At 71.3% G+C, this 24,349-nt stretch carries 27 protein-coding genes; 20 read left to right on the top strand and 7 right to left on the bottom strand.

All coding sequences use genetic code 11. The annotated features are described in order from the left end of the window. Nucleotides 1-456: GIY-YIG nuclease family protein (locus tag JWQ91_RS04895; protein ID WP_297781560.1), on the top strand; the 456-nt coding region annotated here is incomplete at its 5' end. 9 nt (nucleotides 457-465) lie between these two features. Here JWQ91_RS04895 and JWQ91_RS04890 read toward each other — a convergent pair. Together JWQ91_RS04890 and JWQ91_RS04885 are read right to left on the bottom strand one after the other, a co-directional pair. Continuing rightward, a complete protein-coding gene (locus JWQ91_RS04890; RefSeq protein WP_297781559.1) occupies nucleotides 466-2,013 on the bottom strand; it encodes a protein kinase in 1,548 nt (515 codons plus the stop codon). A gap of 49 nt (nucleotides 2,014-2,062) precedes the next feature. Beyond that, a complete protein-coding gene (locus tag JWQ91_RS04885) occupies nucleotides 2,063-2,470 on the bottom strand; it encodes a DUF1801 domain-containing protein (RefSeq protein WP_297781558.1) in 408 nt (135 codons plus the stop codon). A gap of 169 nt (nucleotides 2,471-2,639) precedes the next feature. Here JWQ91_RS04885 and dnaE point away from each other — a divergent pair, with 169 nt between their 5' ends. Continuing rightward, complete coding sequence (gene dnaE / locus JWQ91_RS04880) at nucleotides 2,640-6,176, top strand: DNA polymerase III subunit alpha (protein ID WP_297781556.1); 3,537 nt, start codon at nucleotides 2,640-2,642, stop codon at nucleotides 6,174-6,176. Continuing rightward, entirely contained in the window at nucleotides 6,173-6,676 is a 504-nt protein-coding gene (locus tag JWQ91_RS04875) for a hypothetical protein (protein ID WP_297781555.1), read from the top strand. Before dnaE ends, JWQ91_RS04875 begins: the two co-directional genes overlap by 4 nt. On the opposite strand, the gene ybaK is transcribed toward JWQ91_RS04875, so the two are convergent. After that, complete coding sequence (gene ybaK / locus JWQ91_RS04870) at nucleotides 6,673-7,164, bottom strand: Cys-tRNA(Pro) deacylase (protein ID WP_297781553.1); 492 nt, start codon at nucleotides 7,162-7,164, stop codon at nucleotides 6,673-6,675. The genes JWQ91_RS04875 and ybaK overlap by 4 nt on opposite strands. A gap of 34 nt (nucleotides 7,165-7,198) precedes the next feature. On the opposite strand from ybaK, the gene hisD reads away from it, so the two are divergent. From hisD to hisH, 4 genes are read left to right on the top strand one after another with little or no spacing between them, the layout of a single operon-like run. After that, nucleotides 7,199-8,512, top strand: a complete 1,314-nt coding sequence (gene hisD, locus JWQ91_RS04865) for a histidinol dehydrogenase (RefSeq protein WP_297781551.1) — start codon at nucleotides 7,199-7,201, stop codon at nucleotides 8,510-8,512. Next, nucleotides 8,512-9,591, top strand: a complete 1,080-nt coding sequence (locus JWQ91_RS04860; protein ID WP_297781549.1) for a histidinol-phosphate transaminase — start codon at nucleotides 8,512-8,514, stop codon at nucleotides 9,589-9,591. The genes hisD and JWQ91_RS04860 overlap by 1 nt, the downstream gene beginning before the upstream one ends. Beyond that, entirely contained in the window at nucleotides 9,588-10,187 is a 600-nt protein-coding gene (hisB, locus tag JWQ91_RS04855) for an imidazoleglycerol-phosphate dehydratase HisB (protein ID WP_297781548.1), read from the top strand. The genes JWQ91_RS04860 and hisB overlap by 4 nt, the downstream gene beginning before the upstream one ends. Next, nucleotides 10,184-10,819, top strand: a complete 636-nt coding sequence (gene hisH, locus JWQ91_RS04850) for an imidazole glycerol phosphate synthase subunit HisH (protein ID WP_297781547.1) — start codon at nucleotides 10,184-10,186, stop codon at nucleotides 10,817-10,819. Before hisB ends, hisH begins: the two co-directional genes overlap by 4 nt. 3 nt (nucleotides 10,820-10,822) lie before the next feature. Here hisH and JWQ91_RS04845 read toward each other — a convergent pair whose 3' ends face one another. Both JWQ91_RS04845 and JWQ91_RS04840 read right to left on the bottom strand, forming a co-directional pair. After that, a complete protein-coding gene (locus JWQ91_RS04845) occupies nucleotides 10,823-12,223 on the bottom strand; it encodes a M1 family metallopeptidase (RefSeq protein WP_297781545.1) in 1,401 nt (466 codons plus the stop codon). A 102-nt stretch (nucleotides 12,224-12,325) separates the two neighbouring features. Next, a complete protein-coding gene (locus JWQ91_RS04840) occupies nucleotides 12,326-13,006 on the bottom strand; it encodes an alpha/beta hydrolase (protein WP_297781543.1) in 681 nt (226 codons plus the stop codon). A gap of 43 nt (nucleotides 13,007-13,049) precedes the next feature. On the opposite strand from JWQ91_RS04840, the gene priA reads away from it, so the two are divergent. The 10 genes from priA to JWQ91_RS04790 all read left to right on the top strand — a co-directional run bounded on the left by priA (nucleotide 13,050) and on the right by JWQ91_RS04790 (nucleotide 21,165). After that, nucleotides 13,050-13,775 (top strand): bifunctional 1-(5-phosphoribosyl)-5-((5-phosphoribosylamino)methylideneamino)imidazole-4-carboxamide isomerase/phosphoribosylanthranilate isomerase PriA, encoded by a 726-nt coding sequence (priA, locus tag JWQ91_RS04835; RefSeq protein ID WP_297781541.1) that lies wholly within the window; start codon nucleotides 13,050-13,052, stop codon nucleotides 13,773-13,775. Nucleotides 13,776-13,909: 134 nt separating this feature from the next. Then, complete coding sequence (locus tag JWQ91_RS04830; RefSeq protein ID WP_297781539.1) at nucleotides 13,910-14,437, top strand: DUF1707 domain-containing protein; 528 nt, start codon at nucleotides 13,910-13,912, stop codon at nucleotides 14,435-14,437. Between the two features lie 142 nt (nucleotides 14,438-14,579). Beyond that, nucleotides 14,580-15,341: an imidazole glycerol phosphate synthase subunit HisF gene (gene hisF / locus JWQ91_RS04825; RefSeq protein WP_297781537.1), complete on the top strand. Its 762-nt coding sequence runs from the start codon at nucleotides 14,580-14,582 to the stop codon at nucleotides 15,339-15,341. Next, complete coding sequence (locus JWQ91_RS04820; RefSeq protein WP_366521353.1) at nucleotides 15,331-17,217, top strand: ABC transporter ATP-binding protein; 1,887 nt, start codon at nucleotides 15,331-15,333, stop codon at nucleotides 17,215-17,217. Before hisF ends, JWQ91_RS04820 begins: the two co-directional genes overlap by 11 nt. Further along, on the top strand, nucleotides 17,214-19,019 hold the full coding sequence (locus JWQ91_RS04815) for an ABC transporter ATP-binding protein (RefSeq protein WP_297781535.1): 1,806 nt from the start codon (nucleotides 17,214-17,216) through the stop codon (nucleotides 19,017-19,019). The genes JWQ91_RS04820 and JWQ91_RS04815 overlap by 4 nt, the downstream gene beginning before the upstream one ends. A gap of 27 nt (nucleotides 19,020-19,046) precedes the next feature. Then, the gene (hisI, locus tag JWQ91_RS04810) at nucleotides 19,047-19,394 is read left to right on the top strand and encodes a phosphoribosyl-AMP cyclohydrolase (RefSeq protein WP_297781533.1); all 348 of its coding nucleotides are present in this window, start codon (nucleotides 19,047-19,049) and stop codon (nucleotides 19,392-19,394) included. After that, entirely contained in the window at nucleotides 19,391-19,969 is a 579-nt protein-coding gene (locus JWQ91_RS04805; protein ID WP_297781531.1) for a Trp biosynthesis-associated membrane protein, read from the top strand. The genes hisI and JWQ91_RS04805 overlap by 4 nt, the downstream gene beginning before the upstream one ends. A gap of 36 nt (nucleotides 19,970-20,005) precedes the next feature. Then, a complete protein-coding gene (locus JWQ91_RS04800) occupies nucleotides 20,006-20,206 on the top strand; it encodes an HGxxPAAW family protein (RefSeq protein ID WP_297781530.1) in 201 nt (66 codons plus the stop codon). A 4-nt stretch (nucleotides 20,207-20,210) separates the two neighbouring features. Continuing rightward, entirely contained in the window at nucleotides 20,211-20,726 is a 516-nt protein-coding gene (locus JWQ91_RS04795) for a DUF4190 domain-containing protein (protein ID WP_297781528.1), read from the top strand. A gap of 10 nt (nucleotides 20,727-20,736) precedes the next feature. Next, nucleotides 20,737-21,165, top strand: coding sequence for a DUF2752 domain-containing protein (locus tag JWQ91_RS04790; protein WP_297781527.1), 429 nt, complete (start codon nucleotides 20,737-20,739; stop codon nucleotides 21,163-21,165). Nucleotides 21,166-21,168: 3 nt separating this feature from the next. On the opposite strand, the gene JWQ91_RS04785 is transcribed toward JWQ91_RS04790, so the two are convergent. Continuing rightward, on the bottom strand, nucleotides 21,169-21,468 hold the full coding sequence (locus JWQ91_RS04785) for a hypothetical protein (RefSeq protein ID WP_297781525.1): 300 nt from the start codon (nucleotides 21,466-21,468) through the stop codon (nucleotides 21,169-21,171). Next, a complete protein-coding gene (locus JWQ91_RS04780) occupies nucleotides 21,465-21,863 on the bottom strand; it encodes a DUF4190 domain-containing protein (RefSeq protein WP_297781523.1) in 399 nt (132 codons plus the stop codon). The genes JWQ91_RS04785 and JWQ91_RS04780 overlap by 4 nt, the downstream gene beginning before the upstream one ends. Nucleotides 21,864-21,970: 107 nt before the next feature. Between JWQ91_RS04780 and trpC the strand changes: the two genes are divergently transcribed. The 3 genes from trpC to JWQ91_RS04765 form a co-directional block, all read left to right on the top strand. Then, on the top strand, nucleotides 21,971-22,777 hold the full coding sequence (trpC, locus tag JWQ91_RS04775) for an indole-3-glycerol phosphate synthase TrpC (protein WP_297781522.1): 807 nt from the start codon (nucleotides 21,971-21,973) through the stop codon (nucleotides 22,775-22,777). A gap of 68 nt (nucleotides 22,778-22,845) precedes the next feature. Continuing rightward, on the top strand, nucleotides 22,846-24,072 hold the full coding sequence (gene trpB, locus JWQ91_RS04770; RefSeq protein WP_297781520.1) for a tryptophan synthase subunit beta: 1,227 nt from the start codon (nucleotides 22,846-22,848) through the stop codon (nucleotides 24,070-24,072). Beyond that, nucleotides 24,069-24,349: tryptophan synthase subunit alpha (locus JWQ91_RS04765; RefSeq protein WP_297781518.1), on the top strand; the 281-nt coding region annotated here is incomplete at its 3' end. The genes trpB and JWQ91_RS04765, both read left to right, overlap by 4 nt.

Genomic DNA, 24,349 nt, shown 5'->3' with positions numbered 1-24,349 from the left:
CTGCCGGAGGTTCCGGGCCTGTACGGCTGGTTCGTCGATCCCGTCGGGGCCCGCGAGCTCAACCGCTGCCTGCAGCTCCCGGTGCGTGCCGGACTGGTGTTCGTCGGCCAGGTCGGCGGCTCCAGCCGGCACTCGATCTGCGACCCGGTCCTCAACCTGCGGGACCACGTCGAGCGCGTCCAGCTGCACGGTCGTGCCCGGGCCTCGACGTTCCGGATGACGCTCGCGACGATCCTGCGACACCACCTGCGGATGACCTCCTTGGAGGACCCGCTGCTGACCGAGTGGATGCTCGAGCACCTGTCGATCACGTGGTGGACCGGCGTTGATCCCCGTGAGCTGCGCGAGCTCTGGGAGCGCGTCGTCGGCGAGCTCGACCCGCCCCTCAACGTCGACCACCTCCCGGCGACGGCATACCGGGCCCGGCTCAGCCAGATGCGCAGCGAGCCGGCCTGAGGCGTACGCCTACGGGGTCGACGTCGTCGGCGGGGGAGTCGTGACCGCCGGCTTGGGAGTCGTGGGCCGGGTCGTGGTGGGCTCGGGAGTCGTCGGCTCGGGGGTCGTGGGCTCGGTCGTGGTGGGTTCCGGGGTCGTCGGCGCCGGAGTCGTCGGATCCCTGGTCTCGCCACCGTCCTGGTCGGGCTCCTGTGTCTGATCGCCCTCGTCCCCGGAGTCGCCGTCCGGGTCCTTGCCCGTCGCGACGCTCAGGGCCACCGAGCCGCCCTCGTCGACCGTGTCGCCGGCCTCCGGGGCCTGGTCGACGACCTCGCCGGACTTCGCCCCGGCCGCGTCGACCCGGGTGACGTCGGCGGTCAGCCCCTTGGCCTCGAGCAGCCGCACCGCCTGCGTGCGGCTCTTGCCCACGAGGTCGGGGACGACGACCTGGTCCGGGCCGCTCATCAGCAGCCACGCGGCCACGACGGCGATGACCGCGACGACGGCCGAGACCAGCAGGATCATCCGGCGGGGGGACCGGTCGTCGTCCTGCGCCTCGACCGGGCCCGTCGCCGGGTCACCGACGGCTGTGCCCGCGTCGACAAGGTCGAGCTGCGACGTGCCGTGCTGGGCCGTCGCGACCGCACCGACCGGAACCGCGCGCTCGACGATCCCCGGCAGGGTCTCGTCGGGGTGCGCCGATGCGGTGATTTCCGTGTCGGGGCCGCCGAGGTCCGGAGACCCGCCGGACGGCACCGGGACAGCCGTGGCCAGGGGCGAGGCGGCACCGACCACGGCCGATGCCGACGCGGGGCGGTCGGCCGGGACCTTGGCCAGGAGCGTCTCGACCAGCGCCGAGGCGGCGGCCGGGACGGTCGCGGGCAGGGGCGGCAGCTCGTCGCGGATGTGCGCCAGCGCCGTCGCGATGTCGGTGTCGCGGTGGAACGGCAGGGTCGCGGTCAGGCAGACGTACGTCACGATGCCCAGGCCGTAGAGGTCGGACGCCGCCGTCACGGTCCGCCCGGAGGCCTGCTCGGGACTCAGGTAGTCGGCCGTCCCGACGAGGGAGCCGGTCTGGGTCAGGGGCTCGCCGCCGGTGGTGCGGGCGATGCCGAAGTCCATCAGCATGGCCCGGCCGTCGGGGGTCAGCACGATGTTGCTGGGCTTGAGGTCGCGGTGCACGATCCCCGCCTCGTGGGCGACCTGCAGCGCGCTCGCGACGTCCCGGACGATCGCCATCGTCTCCCCGGCGGAGAGGGCACCGCGGGTGGCGATCAGCTGCGACAGCGGCTCGCCGTCGACCAACGGCATGACCAGGTAGGGCACGGGGTGGCCGTCCTGCTCGTCCTCGCCGTAGTCGAACACGTCGACGATGTTGGGGTGGTGCAGCGAGCCGGCCATCCGGGCCTCGGAGCGCAGCCGCGCGCGGAGCGTGTCGTCGTCGGCGAGGTGCGGGCGGATGACCTTGACCGCGACCTCGCGCTGCAGGACCTCGTCGTGGGCACGCCAGACGTCGCCCATGCCGCCCCCGCCGAGGACGGAGATCAGCCGGTAGCGGCCGCCGAGGGTCGTGGACATCTGGCCAGCGTAGTTCCGGACCGGCAATTCTTCAGGTCGTCGGCGACGTCTACGCGCCGGAGCGCTTGCGCGCGGCGAACTCGGCGGCCTCGGCCAGCCGGAACTCGGCGATCGCGCGGATCAGGTCGACCGGGAGCGGCTCGTCCAGCGGGAACCGGATCGCCGACTTCGACGTCCGGTACGGCTGCAGCTCGGTGTCGAAGTGGGCGAACGTCCGGGCGGTCGGGAAGAAGTTGAGCGACGTGTGCTCGTCGTGGCCGGAGAACTGGACGACGTCGACGCCGTGCTGCCGGTAGGACGGGATGTCGTGGCTGATCGTCTCCTCGGCGTCGGGGAGCGCGTCGCTGATGACCCGTCGCATCTCGGCGAGTCGCGGCTCGACGTCGTACGTGGCTGCCTCGAGGAACTCGTCCACCGTGGCAAAGGTCCGCTTCTCGCGATCTGCGTGCTCGGTCATGGCCCCAGTATGGGGGCCGGGCGCCGACGGACCCGCCGCCCGGTGGCCCGCGACGGCGCGTCGTCACCGGCTGTCGGACCCCTCGACTAGGCTGTAGTCCTTCCCCGTAGATCGCAGTTTTCCCCACGCAGCAGTCATGCAGCAGTGCAGCCCCGGAGGCCATTTTTCGATGTCGAGCGACTCGTCCTTCGTGCACCTGCACGTGCACACGGAGTACTCGATGCTCGACGGCGCGGCTCTTCTGGACGGGCTGTTCGAGCGCACCGCGGAGCTGGGGATGCCGTCGATCGCGATGACCGACCACGGCAACCTGCACGGCGCCTACGACTTCTATCGCAAGGCCAAGGCGCACGGGGTCAAGCCGATCATCGGCATGGAGGCCTACCTCACGCCCAACATCCCCCGCACGGAGAAGAAGGCCGTGCAGTGGAACAAGGGCGCCCGGGACGCCGACGTCGCGGGCCGTGGTGCGTACACCCACATGACGCTGCTGTCGGAGACCACCGAGGGCATGCACAACCTGTTCCGGATCGGGTCCTACGCGAGCCTGGAGGGGCAGTACCGCAAGCCGCGCGCGGACCGTGACCTCCTGCAGCGCTTCGGCAAGGGGCTCATCGCGACGACGGGCTGCCCGTCCGGCGAGATCCAGACCTGGCTGCGCATCGGCAACTACGAGAAGGCCCGCGCCTCGGCCGCCGAGTTCCAGGACATCTTCGGCAAGGAGAACTTCTTCCTCGAGCTGATGGACCACGGCCTCGAGATCGAGCGCACGGTCCGTGACGGGCTCCTGCGGCTCAAGGACGACCTGGGCCTGCCGCCCATCGCGACCAACGACTCGCACTACACGAGCCCCGAGGACGCCGAGGCGCACTCGGCGCTGCTGTGCGTGCAGTCCGGCAGCACGCTGACCGATCCCAACCGGTTCAAGTTCGACTCCAACGACTTCTACATCAAGTCCGCCGCCGAGATGCGGGACCTGTGGGAGGACCGGTTCGACCTGAAGGAGGCGTGCGACAACACGCTCCTGATCGCCGAGCGCTGCAATGTCGAGTTCACCGAGTCCAACGGTGGCTACATGGCCCGCGCCGACATCCCCGAGGGCGAGACGGAGGACTCCTGGTTCACCAAGGAGGTCTGGCGGGGCATCGAGAGCCGCTACCCGGGCGACAAGCTGACCGACGAGGTCCGCGCACGCACGACGATGGAGCTCGACGTCGTCCGCAGCAAGGGCTACTGCGGCTACTACCTCGTGGTCGCCGACTTCATCAACTGGGCCAAGGACAACGGCATCCGCGTCGGTCCGGGCCGTGGATCGGGAGCCGGCTCGATCGCCGCCTACGCGCTGCGGATCACCGATCTCTGCCCCCTGACGCACGGACTGATCTTCGAGCGGTTCCTCAACCCCGAGCGCCCGTCGATGCCCGACTTCGACATCGACTTCGACGAGCGTCGTCGCGTCGAGGTCATCCGCTACGTCAGCAACAAGTACGGCGAGGAGCGGGTCGCGATGATCGCGACGTTCGGCCGGCTCAAGTCCAAGGCCGCCATCAAGGACGCCGCGCGCGTCATGGACTACCCGTTCTCGCACGGCGAGCGCATCACCAAGGCGCTGCCGGCCGACATCATGGGCAAGGGCGTCACGCTCAAGGGTCTATTCGACAAGGACGACAAGCGCTACGGCGACGGTGCCGACTTCCGCAAGCTGCACGACGACGACGCCGACGTCCGCAAGATCTACCAGACCGCGCTGGGCCTCGAGGGCCAGATCCGGCAGTGGGGCGTGCACGCCGCCGGCGTCATCATGTCGAGCGATCCGCTGATCGACATCGTGCCGATCATGAAGCGCGAGCAGGACGGCGCGATCATCACCCAGTTCGACTACCCGATGTGCGAGGCGCTCGGGCTGGTCAAGATGGACTTCCTGGGGCTGCGCAACCTCACGGTGCTCGACGACACCCTGGTCAACATCAAGCGCAACCGCGACATCGAGCTGGTGCTCGTGGACCTGACGTTCGACGACCCCGCGACGTACGACCTGCTGGCGCGTGGCGACACGCTCGGCGTCTTCCAGCTCGACGGCGGACCGATGCGCGCGCTGCTGCGCAGCATGAAGCCCGACAAGTTCGAGGACATCTCGGCCGTCGGCGCGCTCTACCGACCCGGCCCGATGGGTGCGGACTCGCACAACAAGTACGCCCGGCGCAAGAACGGCCGCGAGCCGATCGACCCGATCCACCCCGAGCTCGAGAAGCCGCTGGAGACGGTGCTGGGGGAGACCTACGGCCTGATCGTCTACCAGGAGCAGGTCATGGAGATCGCCCAGGTGCTCGCCGGGTTCTCCCTCGGGCAGGCCGACAACCTGCGCCGCGCAATGGGCAAGAAGAAGAAGTCCGAGCTCGACAAGCAGTACGCCGGCTTCCAGGCCGGGATGCTCGAGCGGGGCTACTCGCAGAAGGCCATCACGACCCTCTGGGAAGTCCTGCTGCCGTTCTCGGACTACGCCTTCAACAAGGCCCACTCGGCTGCCTACGGCGTCATCTCCTACTGGACCGCCTACCTCAAGGCCAACTACCCGGCCGAGTACATGGCGGCGCTGCTGACCAGCACCCGCGTCGACAAGGACAAGTCGGCGATCTATCTCAACGAGTGCCGCCGGATGGGCATCAAGGTGTTGCCGCCGGACGTCAACGAGTCGGTCTCCAACTTCGCCTCGGTCGGCGCCGACATCCGCTTCGGCCTCGGCGCGATCCGCAACATCGGCGAGAACGTCGTCGCCGGCGTCCTCGAGGGCCGCACCGCCGGTGGCCCCTACAGCGACTTCAACGACTTCCTCGACAAGGTGCCGGCGCACGTGTGCAACAAGCGCGTGCTCGACTCGCTGATCAAGGCCGGCGCGTTCGACTCGCTGGGACACCGGCGCCGGGCGCTGACGACCGTCGCGGAGGAGGGCGTCGACCTCTACATCGACCTCAAGCGGCAGGCCGCGATCGGCCAGGACTCGCTCTTCGGTGGCGGTGACGAGCTGTTCACCGGCGGCACGATCGAGGTGCCGCCGACGATGCCGGAGTGGGAGAAGACCCAGCTCCTGGCGTTCGAGCGCGACATGCTCGGCCTGTACGTCTCGGACCACCCGTTGCAGGGCCTCGAGCACGTCCTGCGGGCCAGCAGCGACTGCACCGTCGGTGACCTGCTGACCAACGCCGAGCTCCCCGACGGCAGCACGATCCGCATCTGTGGCCTCATCACGGGCGTGCAGCGGCGCATGAGCAAGAAGGGCGACCCGTGGGCCTCGATCACGATCGAGGACCTCGAGGGCGGCATCGAGGTCATGGTGTTCCCCGGTGCCTACCAGCTCGCGATGCCGGTCCTGGTGCCCGACACGATCGTCGTGGTCAAGGGGCGCGTCCGGCGCAAGGACGACGGGATCGAGCTCAACGCGCTCGAGGTCACGATGCCGGCGATGGGGTCCGGCGGCCCGGAGCGGCCGCTGGTCGTCAGCCTGCCGGTGGCCCGCTGCACCGCCGAGACCGTCAGCACGTTCAAGCAGGTGCTGTCGACGCACCCCGGCATGTCCGAGGTGCACCTGCGCCTGATCGGCAACGGGACGACCAAGGTCATGCGGCTCGACGACAGCCTGCGTGTGGCACAGTCGTCCTCACTGATCGCCGACCTCAAAGAGCTGTTGGGCCCCCATTGTCTGTCGTGAGACGTCTCCTGCTGTCCGCCGCCGCGATGCTCCTGCTGGGCATCGCGGCCGGTTTCGTCTGGCTGTGGTTGGCCAACCCCGCCGAGTGGGAGGCCCGGGCCGAGGGGATCGTGCTGACCGAGGCCGCCGCCAAGGGCGAGTTCTCGGTCATCGTGGTGTTCGTCCTGATCGGGGCCGTGACGTCCTGGCTGTGGGCGTGGGCCACGACCGTTGCGCTGGGTGACATCGGCTGGGTCATCACGCCGATCGTCGTCGTGCTGTCGGTCCTGGCCGCGGTCATCGCGTGGCGCGTCGGCGTCGAGCTCGGGCCCCCGGACCCGGCGTCGGTCTCGGGCGTCGAGGTCGGCGACACGATCCCGGCCCAGCTTGCGGTCGACGGGGTCGCGCCGTTCCTGGTGTGGCCGATCTTCGCGCTCGTCGGTGTCGTGCTCGGCACGCTCGGCCAGCGCGACCAGGCCGCCGACGATCGCACGCCGGCCGGTGTTGATCAGACCAGCTAACGCGCGATGCGGGCGATCACGGCGCGGGTGATCTGCGCCAGGTCGCCGGGCTGCAGCTCGGCCTCCAGCCCGCGTCGACCACCCGAGACGAAGATCGTCGGCCACTGCGCCGAGGACTTGTCGATCGCGGTGCGGTGCGGCTTCTTCTGGCCCACCGGCGAGATCCCGCCGATGACGTAGCCGGTGGCCCGCTGGGCTTGGGCGGCGTCGGCCATCTGGGCCCGCTTGCCGCCCAGCGCGTCGGCGAGGGCCTTGAGGTCGAGCGATCCCATGACCGGCACGACACCGACGCACAGCTCGCCGTCGACGACCGCCATGAGCGTCTTGAAGACCCGGCCCGGCTCGACCCCGAGGGCCTCTGCCGCCTCCATGCCGAACGACTCCGCACGGGGGTCGTGGACGTACGAGTGGGGCGTGAAGGGCACGTTCGCGCGGTGCAGGGCGATGAATGCCGGCGTCGCTTCGGTGGGCTTCTGGTTGGCGGCCACAGGACCACCGTAGACCGTCCGTAGACTTGGGGGCGTGATGAGACGTCTAGATCTGCGTGAGCTCGACCCGGCGACCGAGGACCTGGCGGCGGTCTACGCCGCTGCCGTGCCGCGCGCAGAGGTCGACGTCGAGCACGCACTGCGGGCCGTCGTCCCGATCTGTGAGGACGTCCGCACCCGCGGCGAGGACGCCGTCCTGGAGGCGGGGGAGCGGTTCGACGGGATCCGTCCCGCGCAGCTTCGGGTGCCGGTCGCGGCGCTGGCCGACGCGCTTGCCGAGCTGGCGCCGGAGATCCGTGCCGGCCTGGAGGAGTCCGTGCGCCGGCTGCGGCAGACGTGCGAGGCCGAGCTCGAACGATCGATCGTGACCGACGTGGCCCCGGGCGCGACGGTCGAGCGCCGCATCGTGCCGATGCAGCGGGTCGGCCTGTACGTCCCCGGTGGCCTGGCGCCGCTCCTCAGCACCGTCATCATGAACGCCGTGCCGGCCCAGGTCGCCGGCGTCCCCGGCATCGCCCTGGCGAGCCCGCCGCAGGCGGAGTTCGGCGGACTGCCGCACCCCACGATCCTGGCCGCGTGCGCGCTGCTCGGCGTCGACGAGGTCTATGCCGCCGGTGGCGCGCAGGCCCTCGCGATGCTGGCCTACGGCGCCGGTGAGTGCCGACCCGTCAACCTCATCACGGGACCCGGCAACATCTACGTCGCCGCGGCCAAGCGCCACCTGCAGGGCACCGTCAGCATCGACTCCGAGGCCGGCCCGACCGAGATCGCGATCATCGCCGACGACACCGCGGACGCCGCGATAGTCGCCGCGGACCTGATCAGACAGGCCGAGCACGACCCCATGGCGGCCGGGGTGCTGATCACCGACAGCGAGGTGCTCGCGACCGCCGTCGAGGCCGAGCTCGCGACCCAGATCGGCTCGGCCAAGCACGCCGACCGCATCCGGATCGCGCTCGAGGGCCCCCAGTCGGCGACGGTCCTGGTCCGCGACCTCGACCAGGCGGTCGAGGTCGCCAACGGCTACGCCGCCGAGCACCTCGAGATCCAGACCGCCGACGCCGGCACCGTCGCGGGCCGCATCGTCAATGCCGGCGCGATCTTCGTCGGCTCCCACACCCCGGTGTCCCTCGGGGACTACGCCGCGGGCTCCAACCACGTCCTGCCGACGGCCGGCTGCGCGTGCCACTCCTCGGGGCTGTCGGTCCGCGCGTTCTGCCGGAACGTGCACGTCGTGACGTACTCCGAGGACGCGCTGCGCGAGGTCGGCGGCCACGTCGTCACGCTCGCGGAGGCCGAGAACCTGCCGTCCCACGGGGCCGCCGTCTCGATCCGGACGGACCGCTGATGCCGCTGCCCGCCTGGGTCCCGATCCGCGAGGACCTGCGGGGCTACGAGCCGTACGGTGCTCCGCAGATCCCCGACGTCATCAACCTCAACGTCAACGAGAATCCCTACGGTCCGAGTGTCGAGGTGGCCGCCGACATCGCCGAGTCGGTGCGGGTCGCTGCGACGACCCTCAACCGCTACCCCGACCGAGAGGCCGTGCAGCTGCGCGCCGACCTCGCGACGTACCTCGGCCACGGGCTGACGGGGGACCGGGTGTGGGCCGCCAACGGCTCCAACGAGGTCATGCTGCACGTCCTGCAGGCCTTCGGCGGGCCCGGACGGACCGCGCTGTCGTTCGCGCCGACGTACTCGATGTATCCCGAGTACGCCCGCGACACCCACACCCGCTGGGTTGCGGGGCAGCGCGAGGAGGACTTCACGGTCGACGTCGACCGGGCGCTCGCGCTGATCGCCGCCGAGCGGCCGGACGTCGTCCTGCTGACCTCACCCAACAACCCCACCGGGACGGCGCTGCCGCTCGACACGATCCGCGCCGTGGCCGAGGCGGCGCCCGGCGTCGTCGTGGTCGACGAGGCGTATGCCGAGTTCCGCCGCGAGGGCACCCCGAGCGCCCTCGACGTGCTCGACGAGTTCCCTCGGCTGCTGGTGTCCCGCACGATGAGCAAGGCGTTCGCGCTGGCCGGTGGCCGTCTGGGCTATGTCGCCGCGGATGCCGCGATCATCGACGCGCTGCGGATCGTCCGGCTGCCCTACCACCTGTCGGCCGTGACCCAGGCCGCCGCGGTCGCCGCGCTGCGCCACAGCGACGAGCTGCTGGCCCGCGTCGACGAGCTCCGGACGACCCGCGACGAGCTCGCGGCCTGGCTGGTCGGCGAGGGCTACGACGTCGCCGAGTCGGATGCCAACTTCGTCCTGTTCGGCCGGTTCGAGGACCGACACGCGATCTGGCAGGGCCTCGTCGACCGGGGAGTGCTCATACGGGAGACTGGTCCCGACCAGTGGCTCCGCGTGTCGGTCGGCACGCCCGCCGAGATGGACATCTTCTATGCCGCTTTGAAAGAGGTAGTCGCGACATGAGCCGCACTTCACGCATCGAGCGCAAGACCTCCGAGTCGCACGTCGTCGTCGAGGTCGACCTCGACGGCACCGGCGCCAACGACATCTCGACCGGGGTCGGGTTCTACGACCACATGCTGACCGCGTTCTCGCGGCACTCGCTGATCGACCTGACGGTCAAGACCGAGGGCGACCTGCACATCGACGCGCACCACAGCGTCGAGGACACCGCGATCTGCCTCGGCCAGGCGCTGCGCGAGGCGCTCGGCGACAAGATCGGCATCAAGCGCTACGGCGACGCGCTCGTCCCGCTCGACGAGTCGCTCGCCCAGGCCGTCGTCGACGTGTCCGGTCGGCCCTACTTCGTGCACTCCGGCGAGCCCGACCGGCAGATCACCGCGATCATCGGCGGCTCCTACTCCGGCTCGCTGACGGCACACGTGCTCGAGTCGCTGGCCCACCACGCCGGCCTGACGATGCACGTCCGGCTGATCGAGGGCCGCGACCCGCACCACATCGCCGAGGCGCAGTTCAAGGCCGTTGCGCGCGCCCTGCGTGACGCCATCGCGATCGACCCGCGCGAGTCAGGCATCCCCAGCACGAAGGGTGCTCTGTGACGCGCCAGCGCGTCGCCGTCCTCGACTACGGCTCCGGCAACCTCCGCTCGGGCGTCCGCGCGCTCGAGCGGGCCGGGGCCGAGGTCGAGCTGACGAGCGACCCCCAGGTCGCGGCGGAGGCCGACGGGCTGCTCGTGCCGGGCGTCGGGGCGTTCGAGGCCTGCATGCGGGGCCTGCGCGGGGTCGACGGGGTGCGGATCATCGAGCGTCGGCTCATCGCCAACCGCCCCGTGCTCGGGATCTGCGTCGGGATGCAGATCCTGTTCGGCGAGGGCATCGAGCACGGCGTCCGGACCGAGGGCTGCGGCGAGTGGCCCGGTGTCATCGAGCGGCTGCAGGCGCCGATCGTCCCGCACATGGGGTGGAACACCGTCCAGCCCGGCGAGGGGTCACGGATGTTCGCCGGCCTGGAGGACGAGCGGTTCTACTTCGTGCACTCCTACGGCCTGCGGGACTGGGTCCTGTCGCAGCCGCCGGCGATGAAGCCGCCGGCCGTGACGTGGACCGAGTACGCCGGTGAGCGTTTCGTCTCGGCGGTCGAGCACGGCCCGCTGTGGGCGACGCAGTTCCACCCCGAGAAGTCCGGCGACGCCGGGCGCCGGCTGCTCGAGAACTGGGTCGCGACCCTGTAGGTCCTACAGCGCGGGGCGTTCGGGGGTGAGGAGCCAGGCCTGGAAGAACGCGTCGAGGTCCTCGCCCGAGATCCGCTCGGCGAGGCGGACGAGGTCGCGGGTCGTGACGTTCCCGCCCCGGTGCCGCGTCGTCCACGTCCTGCGCAGCTCGGCGAAGTCCCGGCCGCCGATCCGCTGGCGCAGCGCGTCGAGGGTCATGGCCCCGCGGGCGTACGTCGGCTCGGCGAACAGGTTGGCCGGATCGCCCAGGTCGGCCGGCGGGAGGTCCCAGAACGGGTCGTCCGCGGGATGCGAGGCGTACGCCTCGGCGAACGACTCGCCGAGCGTCGTGCCGCCGGTCGCCGCCGTCCAGGACCACTCGGCGTGCGTCGCGAAGCCCTCGTTGAGCCAGATGTCGCCCCAGTCGGTGAGGCCCACCGAGTTGCCGACCCACTGGTGGGCCGTCTCGTGGACCACCGTCAGGTCGTCCGGGGCCCCGTCGTAGACGGCCCGGTCCTGGGTCTCGAGGGCGTAGCCGACGCCGACGTCCTCGACGACGATGCCGGCGCTGCTCCCGGGATAACGGCCGTAGATGCGCTCCCCGTACCGGATCGCGTCCTTGAGCAGCTGCCGCTGGTGCGCCAGCGGACCGAACGACGGGTCGACGAACGAGACGATCGGGAGCCGCCGCCCGCTCTTGAGCTCCATCGAGGAGGTGAAGACCTGGTACTGGCCGATCGAGATCATCGCGAGGTAGGGCGCCATCGGCCGGTCCTGGCTCCACGACCACGTCGTCGTGCCGGCCCGGTGACGGCGGGACTCCAGGACGCCGTTGGACGCCGCCTCGAGCCCCCGGGGCACGGTCAACGCGATGTCGAACGTGGCCTTGTCGCGCGGCGTGTTGTTGTCGGGGAACCAGGTCATCGCGCCGATCGGCTCCGCGAGCACCGTGGCGCCGTCGGACGTCGGTACCCAGCCCTCGCTGGAGCCGTCGGGATCGGTGTACGTCTGCGGGGTGCCGTGATAGTCGACGACCGTCCGGAAGCTGCCCATGATGGGATGAGCGGGTGTGACCGTGAGCTTCTCGCCGGTGCGGCTGGCCTCCGCGGGCCGGCCGTCGACCCGGACCCGGTCGACCGTCAGGCCGACCAGGTCGAGGTCGAACGACGACAGCCGGTGGTCAGCCCGGGCCTGGATCGTGGTCCGTGCGCGGATGCTGCCGTCCGCGGCGTACGCCAGGTCGATGTCGTAGTGCTTGACGTCGTACGCCGAGGTCCCGACGTCGGGGAACAGGGAGTCGCCCGTGCCCGTGGAGGCGGGTGCCGACTGGGCCGGACCGACCCCGGTCGTGAGGGAGGCGGCGAGCACCGCTGCCGCGATGATCGGTGCCGCGAGTCGGCGGGCTCGCGCGGACGACTGGGGCATGACGGGTCCCTCCATCGGGTCAGGTCCCGTCAGCGTAGGCCGGTGCCTGCGGTGGGCACGAGGGCCCAAAGGTCCCGTCGACCGGGCTCTGTCGGGTGCTGCTCAGATCGCTTCGAGGAGGATCTCGGCCAGCTCGTCGGGCCTGGTCAGGTGCGGCCAGTGGCTCGTCGGCAGCTCGACGACGGTCAGGTCGGTGTGCGCATCCAGCTCGGCACCGACCTGGGGATAGTCGGTGCGCCACTGCTCGAGATCGGCCGCCGAGAAGCCCGTGGCCACGATCAGGCTGCGCACGGCATGGCGGCGGCCGTCGGCCAGGTCCCAGCCGTCGCGGACCACCTGGGCGGGGAAGGGGATCGCCCGGCGCTCGATGTCGGTGCGCTGCTCCGGGGTGAGGTCGCGCTGCTCGTCGGCGGTCAGCTCGTCCCAGGAGAAGGCGATCTCGACGCCGGCCGGCTCGGTGCCGGGCTGGGCGCTGACCGGCTTCGGCAGCGCGTCGACGTAGACCGCCAGCGCGATCGACGCGGGGCGTTCGTTGGCCGCTAGCTGCACCAACGTACCGGCGAAGTTGCTGCCCACCAGTGCGACGGGATCGACCGCGGCGTCGACCTCACGGACGATCGCCGCGACGTGGTCGGCCAGCCCGATGTCGTGGCGCTCGGCGTCGGCCTCCGTGCCGGGCAGGGTCAGGACCGTGACGTCGTGGCCGGCGGCCTCCAGGGTCGGGACGATCTCGTCCCACGACCACGCACCGAGCCAGAATCCGGGAACCAGGATGACCTTCATGCCGCCACGGTAGGTCCGGACGCCGACAGATAACATCACCCACGTGACTCTTGAGCTCCTTCCAGCCGTCGACGTCGCCGATGGGCAGGCCGTGCGCCTCGTCCAGGGTGAGCTCGGCAGCGAGACCGCGTACGGTTCCCCGCTCGACGCCGCCCTGCAGTGGCAGACCGACGGGGCCGAGTGGATCCACCTCGTCGACCTCGACGCGGCCTTCGGCAAGGGCTCCAACCGCGAGCTGCTCGCCGAGGTCGTGGGACGCCTGGACGTCAAGGTCGAGCTCTCCGGCGGGATCCGTGACGACGCCTCCCTCGAGGCCGCCCTCGCGACGGGCTGCACCCGGGTCAACCTCGGCACCGCCGCGCTGGAGCACCCGGAGTGGTGCGCCAAGGTCGTCGGCCAGTACGGCGACCAGATCGCGGTGGGCCTCGACGTCCGCGGCACGACGCTCGCCGCCCGCGGCTGGACCGAGGAGGGCGGCGACCTGTTCGAGGTGCTGGCCCGCCTCGAGCGTGACGGCTGCGCCCGCTACGTCGTGACCGACGTGACCAAGGACGGCACCCTGACCGGCCCCAACCTGGAGCTGCTCCGTCAGGTCTGCGCGCAGACCGCCAAGCCCGTCGTGGCCTCCGGCGGCGTCTCGAGCCTGCAGGACCTGCGCGACATCGCCACGCTGACCGACCTCGGCGTCGAGGGCTCGATCGTCGGCAAGGCGCTGTACGCCGGAGCGTTCACCCTCCCCGAAGCCCTGGCCGCAGTAGCCGACCTCTGACCCGCAACCAGATCCGCGAGTGGCGCAAGATGACTGAATCTGGACGGCGAGTCGCCCAGATCTGCGCCACTCGGGGACCGGTTTGCGCCACTCGCGGACCCGAGCGAGCCCCCGTCAGCGCCTAGGCTGCTGTCATGGGAGCTGCGTCGACGAATGCCTGGAGGGCCTTCTCGGCCGATCCACGTCTGCCCGGCTCGGCCGAGCTCCGCGCGACGGACGCCGATCGTGACCATGCCGCCGACGTGCTGCGCGAGGCGTACGCCGACGGGCGACTGACCCGGACCGAGTACGACCACCGGTCCGGCGCCGCGCTGGGTGCTCGCACGGTCGGCGACTTCCTCCCGCTGCTGCGCGATCTTGCTCCCCTGGAGCCGGCCAGGCGGGACGTCGCGGCCGACCTGCGCGCGAAGGCGGTCGTGAAGTACCAGCGCGACCTGCGGGACGCCCGCAACGGGTGGATCTTCGTCTCGACGGTGTGCCTCGCGATCTGGGCGGCCACCAGCGTCGCGGGCGGCGGGCCGTACTTCTTCTGGCCGGTGTTCCCGTTCGTCGGTGTGGGGATCGGATACTTCTCGACCCGGATGCACGCCGAGGACCGGATCGAGCAGATCGAGCAGCGGCTCGCCGAGACGCGACGGACCCGGCGGCAGATCGACGAGTAGCCGGCGCACCGACTGGCGCACACCCGTCCCCGAGTGGCGCAGATCTGCACGACACGCCGTCCGAAATCGATCATCGTGCGCCACTCGCGGTTCGTCTTGCGCCACTCGCGGCTCTGGTGGGGGGTGCGGATAGGCTCCTCAGGTGAGTCTTGCCGTGCGTGTGATCCCGTGCCTGGATGTCGACAACGGTCGGGTCGTCAAGGGTGTCAACTTCGTCAACCTGCGCGATGCGGGCGACCCGGTCGAGATGGCGAAGGTCTACGACGCCGAGGGCGCGGACGAGCTGACGTTCCTGGACATCACCGCTTCTTCCGACAGCCGCAGCACGACGTTCGACGTCGTCGGCCGGACCGCCGACCAGGTGTTCATCCCCCTGACGGTCGGCGGGGGGGTGCGGACACCCGAGGACGTCGACCGGCTCCTGCGCGCCGGCGCCGACAAGGTCGGCATCAACACCGCCGCGATCAACCGCCCCGAGGTCATCGCCGAGATCGCCCAGCGGTTCGGCAACCAGGTGCTGGTCCTGAGCGTCGACGCGCGCCGCAGCAGCGAGCAGCCGAGCGGCTTCGAGGTCACGACGCACGGCGGTCGTACGTCCGCGGGCCTCGACGCCGTCGAGTGGGCGCGGCGGGCCTCCGAGCTGGGTGCGGGGGAGATCCTGCTCAACTCGATGGACGCCGACGGGACCAAGGACGGCTTCGACCTGGAAATGATTCGGGCGGTCCGTGACGTTACACAGGTGCCGCTCATCGCGAGTGGCGGCGCCGGCCGGCTGGAGCACTTCCCCGCGGCCATCGATGCCGGTGCCGACGCAGTGCTCGCCGCGAGCGTGTTCCACTTCGGCGACATGACCATTGGACAGGTGAAAGAGACCTTGCGAGCAGCTGGCCACCGTGTCCGTTAGCGACACCCCGGACCTGACCGACCCGACCACGCCCGACACCAACGCGGTCGAGCCCGGCGGCTCGGACCTCGGCTCCGCCCGGACCGACCGGATGACCCGGCGGGGCTTCGCCCTGCTCGGGCGCGGGATCAAGGAGCAGCGGTTCCTGTTCTGGGTGTCGGTCGTCGGCAGCGTCCTGTTCGGCTTCATGACGGTCGCCGACGCCCGCGTGCTGGGCTGGGCGACGGATCACGTGATCCGCCCGTCGTTCGAGCGCGGCGACGTGACCGAGGGCGCCCTGGCCGCGGCGATCGGCCTGTTCATGGCCGTCGCGATCCTGCGGGCGCTCGGCATCGTGGCCCGCCGGCTGATCGGCGGCATCGTCTACTACCGGCTCGTCGCGGACTACCGGCGCCGGGTCACCCGGCAGTACCTCTCGCTGCCCATGGCGTGGCACCACCGCCACCCGACGGGGCAGCTGCTGTCCAACGCCAACGCGGACGTCGAGGGCGCCTGGTCGGTGTTCATGCCGCTGCCGATGGCGATCGGCGTCATCGCGATGCTCGTCGCGGCGATCGTCGAGATGGTGCGCGCCGACCTCGTGCTGACCCTCGTGGGGCTCGTGGTCTTCCCGCTCCTGTTCGTCATCAACGTCTTCTACCAGCGCTGGCTGTCCCCGCGGGTCGCCCACGCGCAGGCCCTGCGCGGCTCGGTCAGCGCCGTCGCGCACGAGTCGTTCGACGGCGCCCTGGTGGTCAAGTCCCTGGGCCGAGAGACCGACGAGACCGACCGGTTCCGCGATGTCACCGAGGAGCTGCGGGACGCCAACATCGCGGTCGGCCGCATCCGCAGCATGTTCGACCCGCTGCTCGAGGCGCTGCCCAACATCGGCATCCTCGCGGTCGTGATCCTCGGCGTCGGCCGGGTCGCCAGCGGCGCCGCCGATCCCGGTGACGTCGTGTCGGTCGCCTACCTGTTCACGGTCGTCGCCTTCCCGGTGCGGGCGATCGGCTGGGTCCTCGGCGAGCTCCCGCGCAGCGTCGTGAGCTGGGAGCGCGTCGAGGCGGTGCTCGACGAGCGCGGCTCGATGCCGTACGGCCAGCAGTCCCTCGCCGGCACCGGTCCCGTCGCGCTGGGGGTCACCGACGTGACGTTCCGGTTCCCCGACGCCGACCGCGACGTGCTGCGACACATCGACCTCGAGGTCCCGCCCGGCCGGGTCGTCGCCGTGGTCGGCGCGACCGGCAGCGGCAAGAGCACCCTGACGTCGTTGCTGACCCGCCTCGTCGACCCGCAGGACGGCCGGATCACGGTCGACCCCGTGGGCTCGGGGGAGCCACCGGTCGACATCCGCGACCTCAGCCACGACGAGCTCGCCCGCGCCATCGCGGTCGTCCCGCAGGGCACGTTCCTGTTCGACGACAGCGTGCGGGAGAACGTCACCCTGGGGGGCGACTTCTCCGACGACGAGGTGTGGGAGGCGCTGCAGACCGTCCAGGCGGCCGACTTCGTGACGGCCCTGCCGCGCGGGCTCGACTCCGAGCTGGGGGAGCGCGGCACGACGCTGTCCGGCGGGCAGCGGCAGCGCCTGTCGCTCGCCCGGGCGCTGGTCCGCCGACCGCGGCTGCTCGTGATGGACGACGCCACCAGCGCCGTCGACCCGGAGGTCGAGCAGCGCATCCTCAAGGCCCTGGCCGCGCACACCGCCGACGGGGAGGGCCCCACGGTCCTGGTCGTCGCCTACCGCAAGGCCACGATCGCCCTGGCCGACGAGGTCGTGTTCCTCGACGACGGCGCGATCGCCGCCCGCGGCACCCATGCCGAGCTCGTCGCGACCTCGGCCGACTACCGCAACCTGGTCAACGCCTACGACCAGGCGAGGGAGGCCCTGTCATGACGGACACCACCACCGTGGAGCGGCAGAGCGGCACCCAGATCCTCCGGCGCGGCCTCGCGCTGTCCCCGGCGATCAAGGACGGCCTCGGCCTGACGATCCTGCTGGCGATCCTCAGCACGGTCGGCGGGTCCGTCATCCCGATCCTGATCCAGCGCACCGTCGACTCGGGCCTGGGTGACGGCGGCGACGCGAGCGTCAGCGACATCGGCGGCTTCCTCGCGATCGCGGGCGCGTTGATCCTGCTGACCGGCGGCATCGCCTACTGGATGCGCATCCGGCTGTTCGTCGCGAGCGAGACCGGGCTGGCGCAGATGCGCGTCGACGCGTTCCGCCACGTCCACGACCTGTCGATGCTGACGCAGAACTCCGAACGCCGTGGGGTCCTGGTGTCGCGGGTGACCTCCGACATCGACCAGGTCTCGCAGTTCCTGCAGTTCACCGGCATCCAGATCGTCGTCAGCATGGGCCAGATCGTCGTCGCGACGATCATCATGGCCTACTACTCGTGGCAGCTCACAGTCGTCGTCCTGGTGTGCTTCCTGCCACTGGCGATCAGCCTGAAGTGGTTCGCCCAGCGGCTCAGCGATGCGTACGACACGGTCCGCCGCACGGTCGGCGAGATGCTCGCGGTCATCGCCGAGCCGGTCGTGGGCGCCTCGGTCGTCCGGGCGTACGCCATCGAGCGCCGCACCCAGGCCCGCGTCGACCGCGGCATCAAGCGCAACCTCGACTCCAACGTCGGCGCGCAGAAGCTCGTCGCCGTGACGTTCGCGTCGTCCGGTGTCGCGGGCGGCTTCGCCAACGGCGCGGTCATCGCGGTCGGTGTCGTGCTGGGGGTCCGCGGCGACCTGTCGATGGGCACCGTCATCGCGTTCGCCTTCCTCGTGGGCCTGTTCGTCGGCCCGGTGCAGACCGCGACCCAGGTGCTGACCGACGCGCAGAACGCGATCGCGTCGTGGCGCCGAGTCATCGACCTGCTCGACACGCCCGCCGACGTCGTCGACCCCGGTGCCGCCGGCGCGTCCCTGCCCGACGGTGCGCTGGGCGCCCGGTTCGAGCACGTCACGTTCTCCTATCCCGACGGGCCCGACGTCCTGAGCGACATCGACGTCGTGATCGAGCCGCGCCAGCGGGTCGCGGTCGTGGGGGAGACCGGCTCGGGCAAGACGACGTTCGCCAAGCTCCTGACCCGGCTGATGGACCCCACCCGCGGTGTCGTCCGGCTGGGCGCCACCGACATCAGCACAGTGTCGTTCGCCGACCTGCGCCAGCACGTCCTGATGGTGCCGCAGGAGGGCTTCTTGTTCGACGCGACGCTGCGCGACAACCTGCTCTACGGCCGCAAGGACGCGACCGACCAGGACCTCACCGACGTCATCGACGACCTCGGCCTCGTCGACTGGTTCACCTCGCTGCCGCGCGGCCTCGACACCGCGGTGGGACAGCGCGGCGAGTCACTGTCGGCGGGGGAGCGGCAGATCGTCGCCCTGGTCCGCTCGGCGCTGGCCGATCCGGAGTTCATCGTCCTGGACGAGGCCACCAGCGCGGTCGACCCGCAGACCGAGCTCCGCGCGACCCGCGCGCTCGACACGCTGCTCGAGGGCCGGTCCAGCGTCACGATCGCGCACCGCCTGTCGACCGCCGAGAACGCCGACCGGATCCTGGTCTTCGACGCCGGCCGCATCGTCGAGGACGGCAGCCACGCCCAGCTGGTCGGGGCGGGCGGGGTGTACGCCCGGCTACACGCGAGCTGGGTCGCCCAGGCCTCGTTGTCGGCTCCGCCCGTCGTGGACCCGGTGTGAGGCACCGGTGTCGACGGGCCTGAGAGGATGGACCCCGTGACCTCCCTCGATCCCGCCATCGCGTCCCGTCTCAAGCGGGACGCCGCCGGTCTCGTGCCTGCCGTCGTCCAGGACGCCGCGACGCGCGACGTGCTGATGGTCGGCTGGATGGACGACGAGGCGCTGCACCGCACGCTCACGACCGGCAAGGGCACCTACTGGAGCCGCAGCCGGCAGGCGTACTGGGTCAAGGGCGAGACCTCGGGGCACACGCAGGCCGTCCGGGAGGTTCGCCTGGACTGCGACGGCGACACCCTGCTGGTCGTCGTGGATCAGACCGGGCCGGCGTGCCACACCGGCGACGACACGTGCTTCGACGCGGACCGGCTGTTGTGAGGTCCCGCCGCCTCTACGTCCCGGTCGTCCTCGCGACGGTCGCGGTCGGCGGGCTGGCGTTCTTCGCCGTGGCCCGGCACTGGGCGTCGGTGCGGATCGCGACCGACGGGCTGCCGAGCGACTCGGTGTCGGTCACGGGCGCGGACGCCTACCCGCTGGCCTCGGCACTGGCCCTGGTCGTCATCACCTCGGCGCTGGCGATCCTGGCCTCGTCGCCCCGCATCCGCCGCGGCGTCGGCGTGCTGATCGTCCTGGTGTCGATCGGTGCGGTGGTTGCGATCCTCGACGGCCGCGACGGCCTGCAGGACGCGCTGCGGTCCGCCGCGGAGGAGTCACCGGCCTACACCGGGGGCGATGCCACCGGCGGCGCCACCTACACGGCATGGGACCTGGTCGCGGTCGTCGCCTTCGTCCTCTCGGCGCTGCTCGGTGCCGTCACGGCACGGTTCGGCCACACCTGGCCGACCATGAGCAGCCGCTACGACGCGCCCGCCGCCCGCCCCGCCGCCGAACGTGGGGCAACCGACGCTGACATGTGGAAGGCGATGGACGAGGGGCACGATCCCACCCAGTAGTCTGGGCGGAGTATCGCCACCTCGAGGAGTCAACGCATGCACGGATCTTCCCCCGCCGCCTGGACCGCCGTCATCATGGCGCTCGTGGGCATCACCATCGGCGGCGTCGCCCTGATCCCCAACCCCAACTGGGTCCTCTTCATCATCGGCACCGTCATCGCGCTGGCCGCGGGCCTGGTCGGCCTGGTCATGTCGGCCGCCGGCATGGGCGTGGACCGCGCCCCCGAGCACGACTGAGCCCATGCCCGACCGTCCCGAGTACCCGTCCTACCCCAGCGGCGACGGCTCGGACGAGCAGGCGCCTCCGGCGTACGGTCAGGCCCCGCCCCAGCACGGCCAGCAGCCGCCGCAGGGTCAGCCCGTCTGGGGACAGCCGCAGTACGGGCAGCCGCAATACGGCCAGCCCCAGTACGGCCAGCCCCAGTACGGGCAGCCCCAGTACGGCCAGCCCCAGTACGGCCAGCCCCAGTACGGCCAGCCGTACGGGTACGCCCCCCGGCCGCCGGTCCCGACCAACGGCAAGGCCATCGCGGCACTCGTGCTCGGGATCGTGTCGATCTTCTTCTGCTACCTCGGACTCCTGATCGGGCCCGCCGCGATCGTGCTGGGCATCCTGGCCGGCAACGAGCTCAAGGCCCGCCCCGGCGTGCAGGCGGGCGAGGGCCTCGCCCGGGCCGGGCTGATCACCGGGATCGTCGGCACCGTGATCTGGGGCCTGGTCACGGTGCTGATGATCATCGGGCTGACGGTCGCATGAGCACGGTGTCATGACCACGGCGCGGACGGCCCCCGGACGCACGACCCGGGCGCTGCTGCGCGATCCGGCGATCGTCGGCGGCGTCGGCCTCGGCGCCGCGATCCTGCTGCACCTGCACGACCCGCACGAGTCCGGGGCCTACGGCTACTGCCCGTTCCTGGTCCTCACGGGCCTGCCATGCCCCGGCTGCGGTGGCCTGCGGGCGGTCAACGACCTGACCCGCGGCGAGGTCGCGGCGGCGGTCAGCAGCAACCTGGCCGCGGTGTGCCTGGTGGCGTTCCTCGCGGTCAGCTGGCTCGTCTGGACCGTCCGGCGGGCGCGGGGCCGGGACGTGCCGATGGTCGTCTTCACGACCCGGGCGGCATGGGTCGTGGTGCCGCTGATCGTGGTGTTCGGGGTGCTGCGCAACACCCCGTGGGGCGCCTGGCTGGCGCCCTGAGCCTCACTGGCTGAGCAGGTCGAGCGCGCCGGAGACCAGGAACGTCACGATGGCGCCGGCGCCGATCATGATGCCGATGACGCCGACCGTGTCGCCGTGCTGCTCGCCCTTGGAGTCGATGATCTCCCGGCGGGCGTGGATGCCACTCGTGATCGCGGGGAAGCCCAGCACCAGGGCACCGAACGGGAAGACGTACAGGGTCGCGAAGGCTACGGTGCCGCAGACGACGCTCCAGACCGCCTTGCGGTTGACCTGCCCGTCGCTGCCGCCGGGATCGCCCGACGGCAGCGACGGATCGGTCACGAGCCGGCTGCGATGGCGACGCGGGCGATGAGCCCGAGGACCCACAGCACGATGCCGATGATGCCGAGGATGAATCCGGCCTTGGCCTGGCCGGCGCCGGGCTGCACGCCGCCCGTCGCGGCGATCTCACCCTTGGCCTGGTTGGCCAGGACGATCGCGATGGGACCGGTGACCAGACCACAGCACAGGATCGAGACGATCCCGAGGATCATCGACCAGAGGGCCTTCTTGTTGCTCTCGAGCGGGGCTCCGTAACCACCAGGTGCGGCCGGCGGCGGGTAGCCGCCTCCGGGCGGCGGGTAGCCGCCGGCGGGCGGCGGGGTCGAGCCGTAGCTCGGGGGTGGAGTGGGCTCGTTGGACTGTCCCGGATAGGGAGGCGGTTCGTTCGAGGTCATGCCGAGGAGCATAGTGATCCGGCGTGTTGGAGGAACCCAGGGAGACGACGTGTCGCCGCAGGGCTATTCTGGGGACGACAGACCACCGACCGGCAGAGGAGGATCCCATGTCAGTGCTCGACGAGATCCTGGCCGGAGTGGCCGAGGACCTGACTGCCCGCATGGAGCGCACGACGCTGGACGAGCTCAAGGCCCAGGCCGCGCGGCAGAACCCAGCCCTCGATCCGATGCCCGCCTTCCGCAGCGACGGCGTCTCGGTCATCGCCGAGGTCAAGCGCTCGAGCCCCAGCAAGGGTGCGCTCGCCGCGATCAAGGATCCGGCGGCGCTGGCAGCCGACTACGCCGCCGGCGGCGCCGCGGCGATCAGCGTCCTGACCGAGGAGCGCCGCTTCGGCGGGACGCTCGACGACCTCCGGGCGGTGCGCGGCACGGTCGACGTGCCGGTGCTGCGCAAGGACTTCATCACGACCTCCTACCAGCTGTGGGAGGCCCGCGCGGCCGGTGCCGACATGGCCCTGCTGATCGTGGCGGCCCTCGAGCAGAACGCGCTGGAGAGCCTGATCGAGCGAGCCCGCTCGATCGGCCTGACCCCGTTGGTCGAGGTGCACGACGAGCCCGAGGTCGAGCGCGCGATCGACGCGGGCGCCGACCTGATCGGCGTCAACGCCCGCAACCTCAAGACGCTCGAGGTCGACCGCACGACGTTCGACCGCCTCGCGCCGCTGATCCCCGACACGGCTGTCCGGGTCGCCGAGTCCGGCGTGCGCGGACCGCGCGACGTCATCGACTACGCCAAGAGCGGCGCCAACGTCGTGCTGGTCGGCGAGACCCTCGTCCGCGGGGACGACCCGCGGGCGACGGTGGCGGACCTGGTGGCCGCCGGAGCGCACCCGGCCCTCCAGCACCGCTGGTAGAGGCGTCGCTGCTCCGGCAGTGACGCGCCTTCGACCGTTCGCTGCCGCCCTGAACCTCTGAGGACACGATGACCTACGCACAGCCCGACCTGACCGGTCACTTCGGACGCTTCGGCGGCCGGTTCATGCCCGAGGCCCTCGTCGCCCCGCTCGACGAGCTCGACCGCGCGTGGGCCGACGCCAAGGCTGATCCGGCCTTCATGGCCGAGCTCGACCGCATGCTGCGCGAGTACGCCAACGTGCCCAGCCCGCTCTACGAGGCGCACCGCTTCTCCGAGGCGGCCGGCGCGCGGATCCTGCTCAAGCGCGAGGACCTCAACCACACCGGCGCCCACAAGATCCGCAACGTCATGGGCCAGGCCCTGCTCGCCAAGCGCATCGGCAAGCCGCGGGCGATCGCGGAGACCGGGGCCGGCCAGCACGGCGTCGCCTCCGCCACGGCGTGCGCCTACCTCGACCTGGAGTGCACGGTCTACATGGGCGAGGTCGACACGCAGCGGCAGGCGCTCAACGTCGCCCGCATGCGGATGCTGGGTGCCGAGGTCGTGTCGGTCACGAGCGGCAGCCGGACCCTCAAGGACGCCATCAACGAGGCGCTGCGCGACTGGGTCGCCAGCGTCGACACGACGTCCTACCTGTTCGGCACCGCGGCCGGCCCGCACCCGTTCCCGACCCTGGTGCGCGACCTGACCCGGGGGATCGGCGACGAGGCGCGCGCCCAGGTGCTCGCCCTCGACGGCCGGCTGCCCGACGCCGCGGTGGCCTGCGTGGGAGGCGGGTCCAATGCGATCGGCCTGTTCACGGCGTTCATCGAGGACGCCGACGTCCGGCTCGTCGGGATCGAGGCCGGCGGTGACGGTTTCGCGACCGGGCGCCATGCCGCGCCGATCACCGCCGGCGAGGTCGGCGTGCTGCACGGCGCGCGATCGTTCCTGCTGCAGGACGAGGACGGGCAGACCGTCGACTCGCACTCGATCTCGGCCGGCCTCGACTACCCGGGCGTCGGCCCGGAGCACTCCTACCTCGCCGACATCGGCCGGGCGACCTACACCCCGGCGACCGACGCCGAGGCCATGGCGGCCTTCGACCTGCTGTGCAAGACCGAGGGCATCATCCCGGCGATCGAGTCGGCGCACGCCCTCGCCGGCGCGCTCGACCTGGTCAAGGAGCTGGGACCGGACGCGACGATCCTCGTCAACCTGTCGGGCCGTGGCGACAAGGACGTCCACACCGCTGCGGAGTACTTCGGCCTCATCCAGGAGCCCGTCGTGCTCGAGCAGGGGGTGGAGGAGTGAGCTCGATCGCCGAGGTCTTCGAGAAGGCCCGCGCTGAGGACCGCGCCGTCCTGGTCGGCTACCTGCCGGCGGGCTTCCCCACCAAGGACCAGTCGATCCGCGCGATCGAGGCCATGGTCGAGGGGGGAGTGGACCTCGTCGAGGTCGGGCTGCCCTACAGCGATCCCGTCATGGACGGTCCGGTCATCCAGGCCGCCGCCGAGCAGGCCCTGACCGCCGGACACCGCACGACCGACGTGTTCGACGTCGTCCGGGCCAGCGCCGCGACCGGTGCGCC

This window comes from Aeromicrobium sp. (assembly GCF_025965075.1).
Lineage (GTDB): Bacteria > Actinomycetota > Actinomycetes > Propionibacteriales > Nocardioidaceae > Aeromicrobium.
The sequence above is the reverse complement of the archived record's forward strand: the minus strand, read 5'-3'. Positions and strand labels throughout refer to the sequence as shown.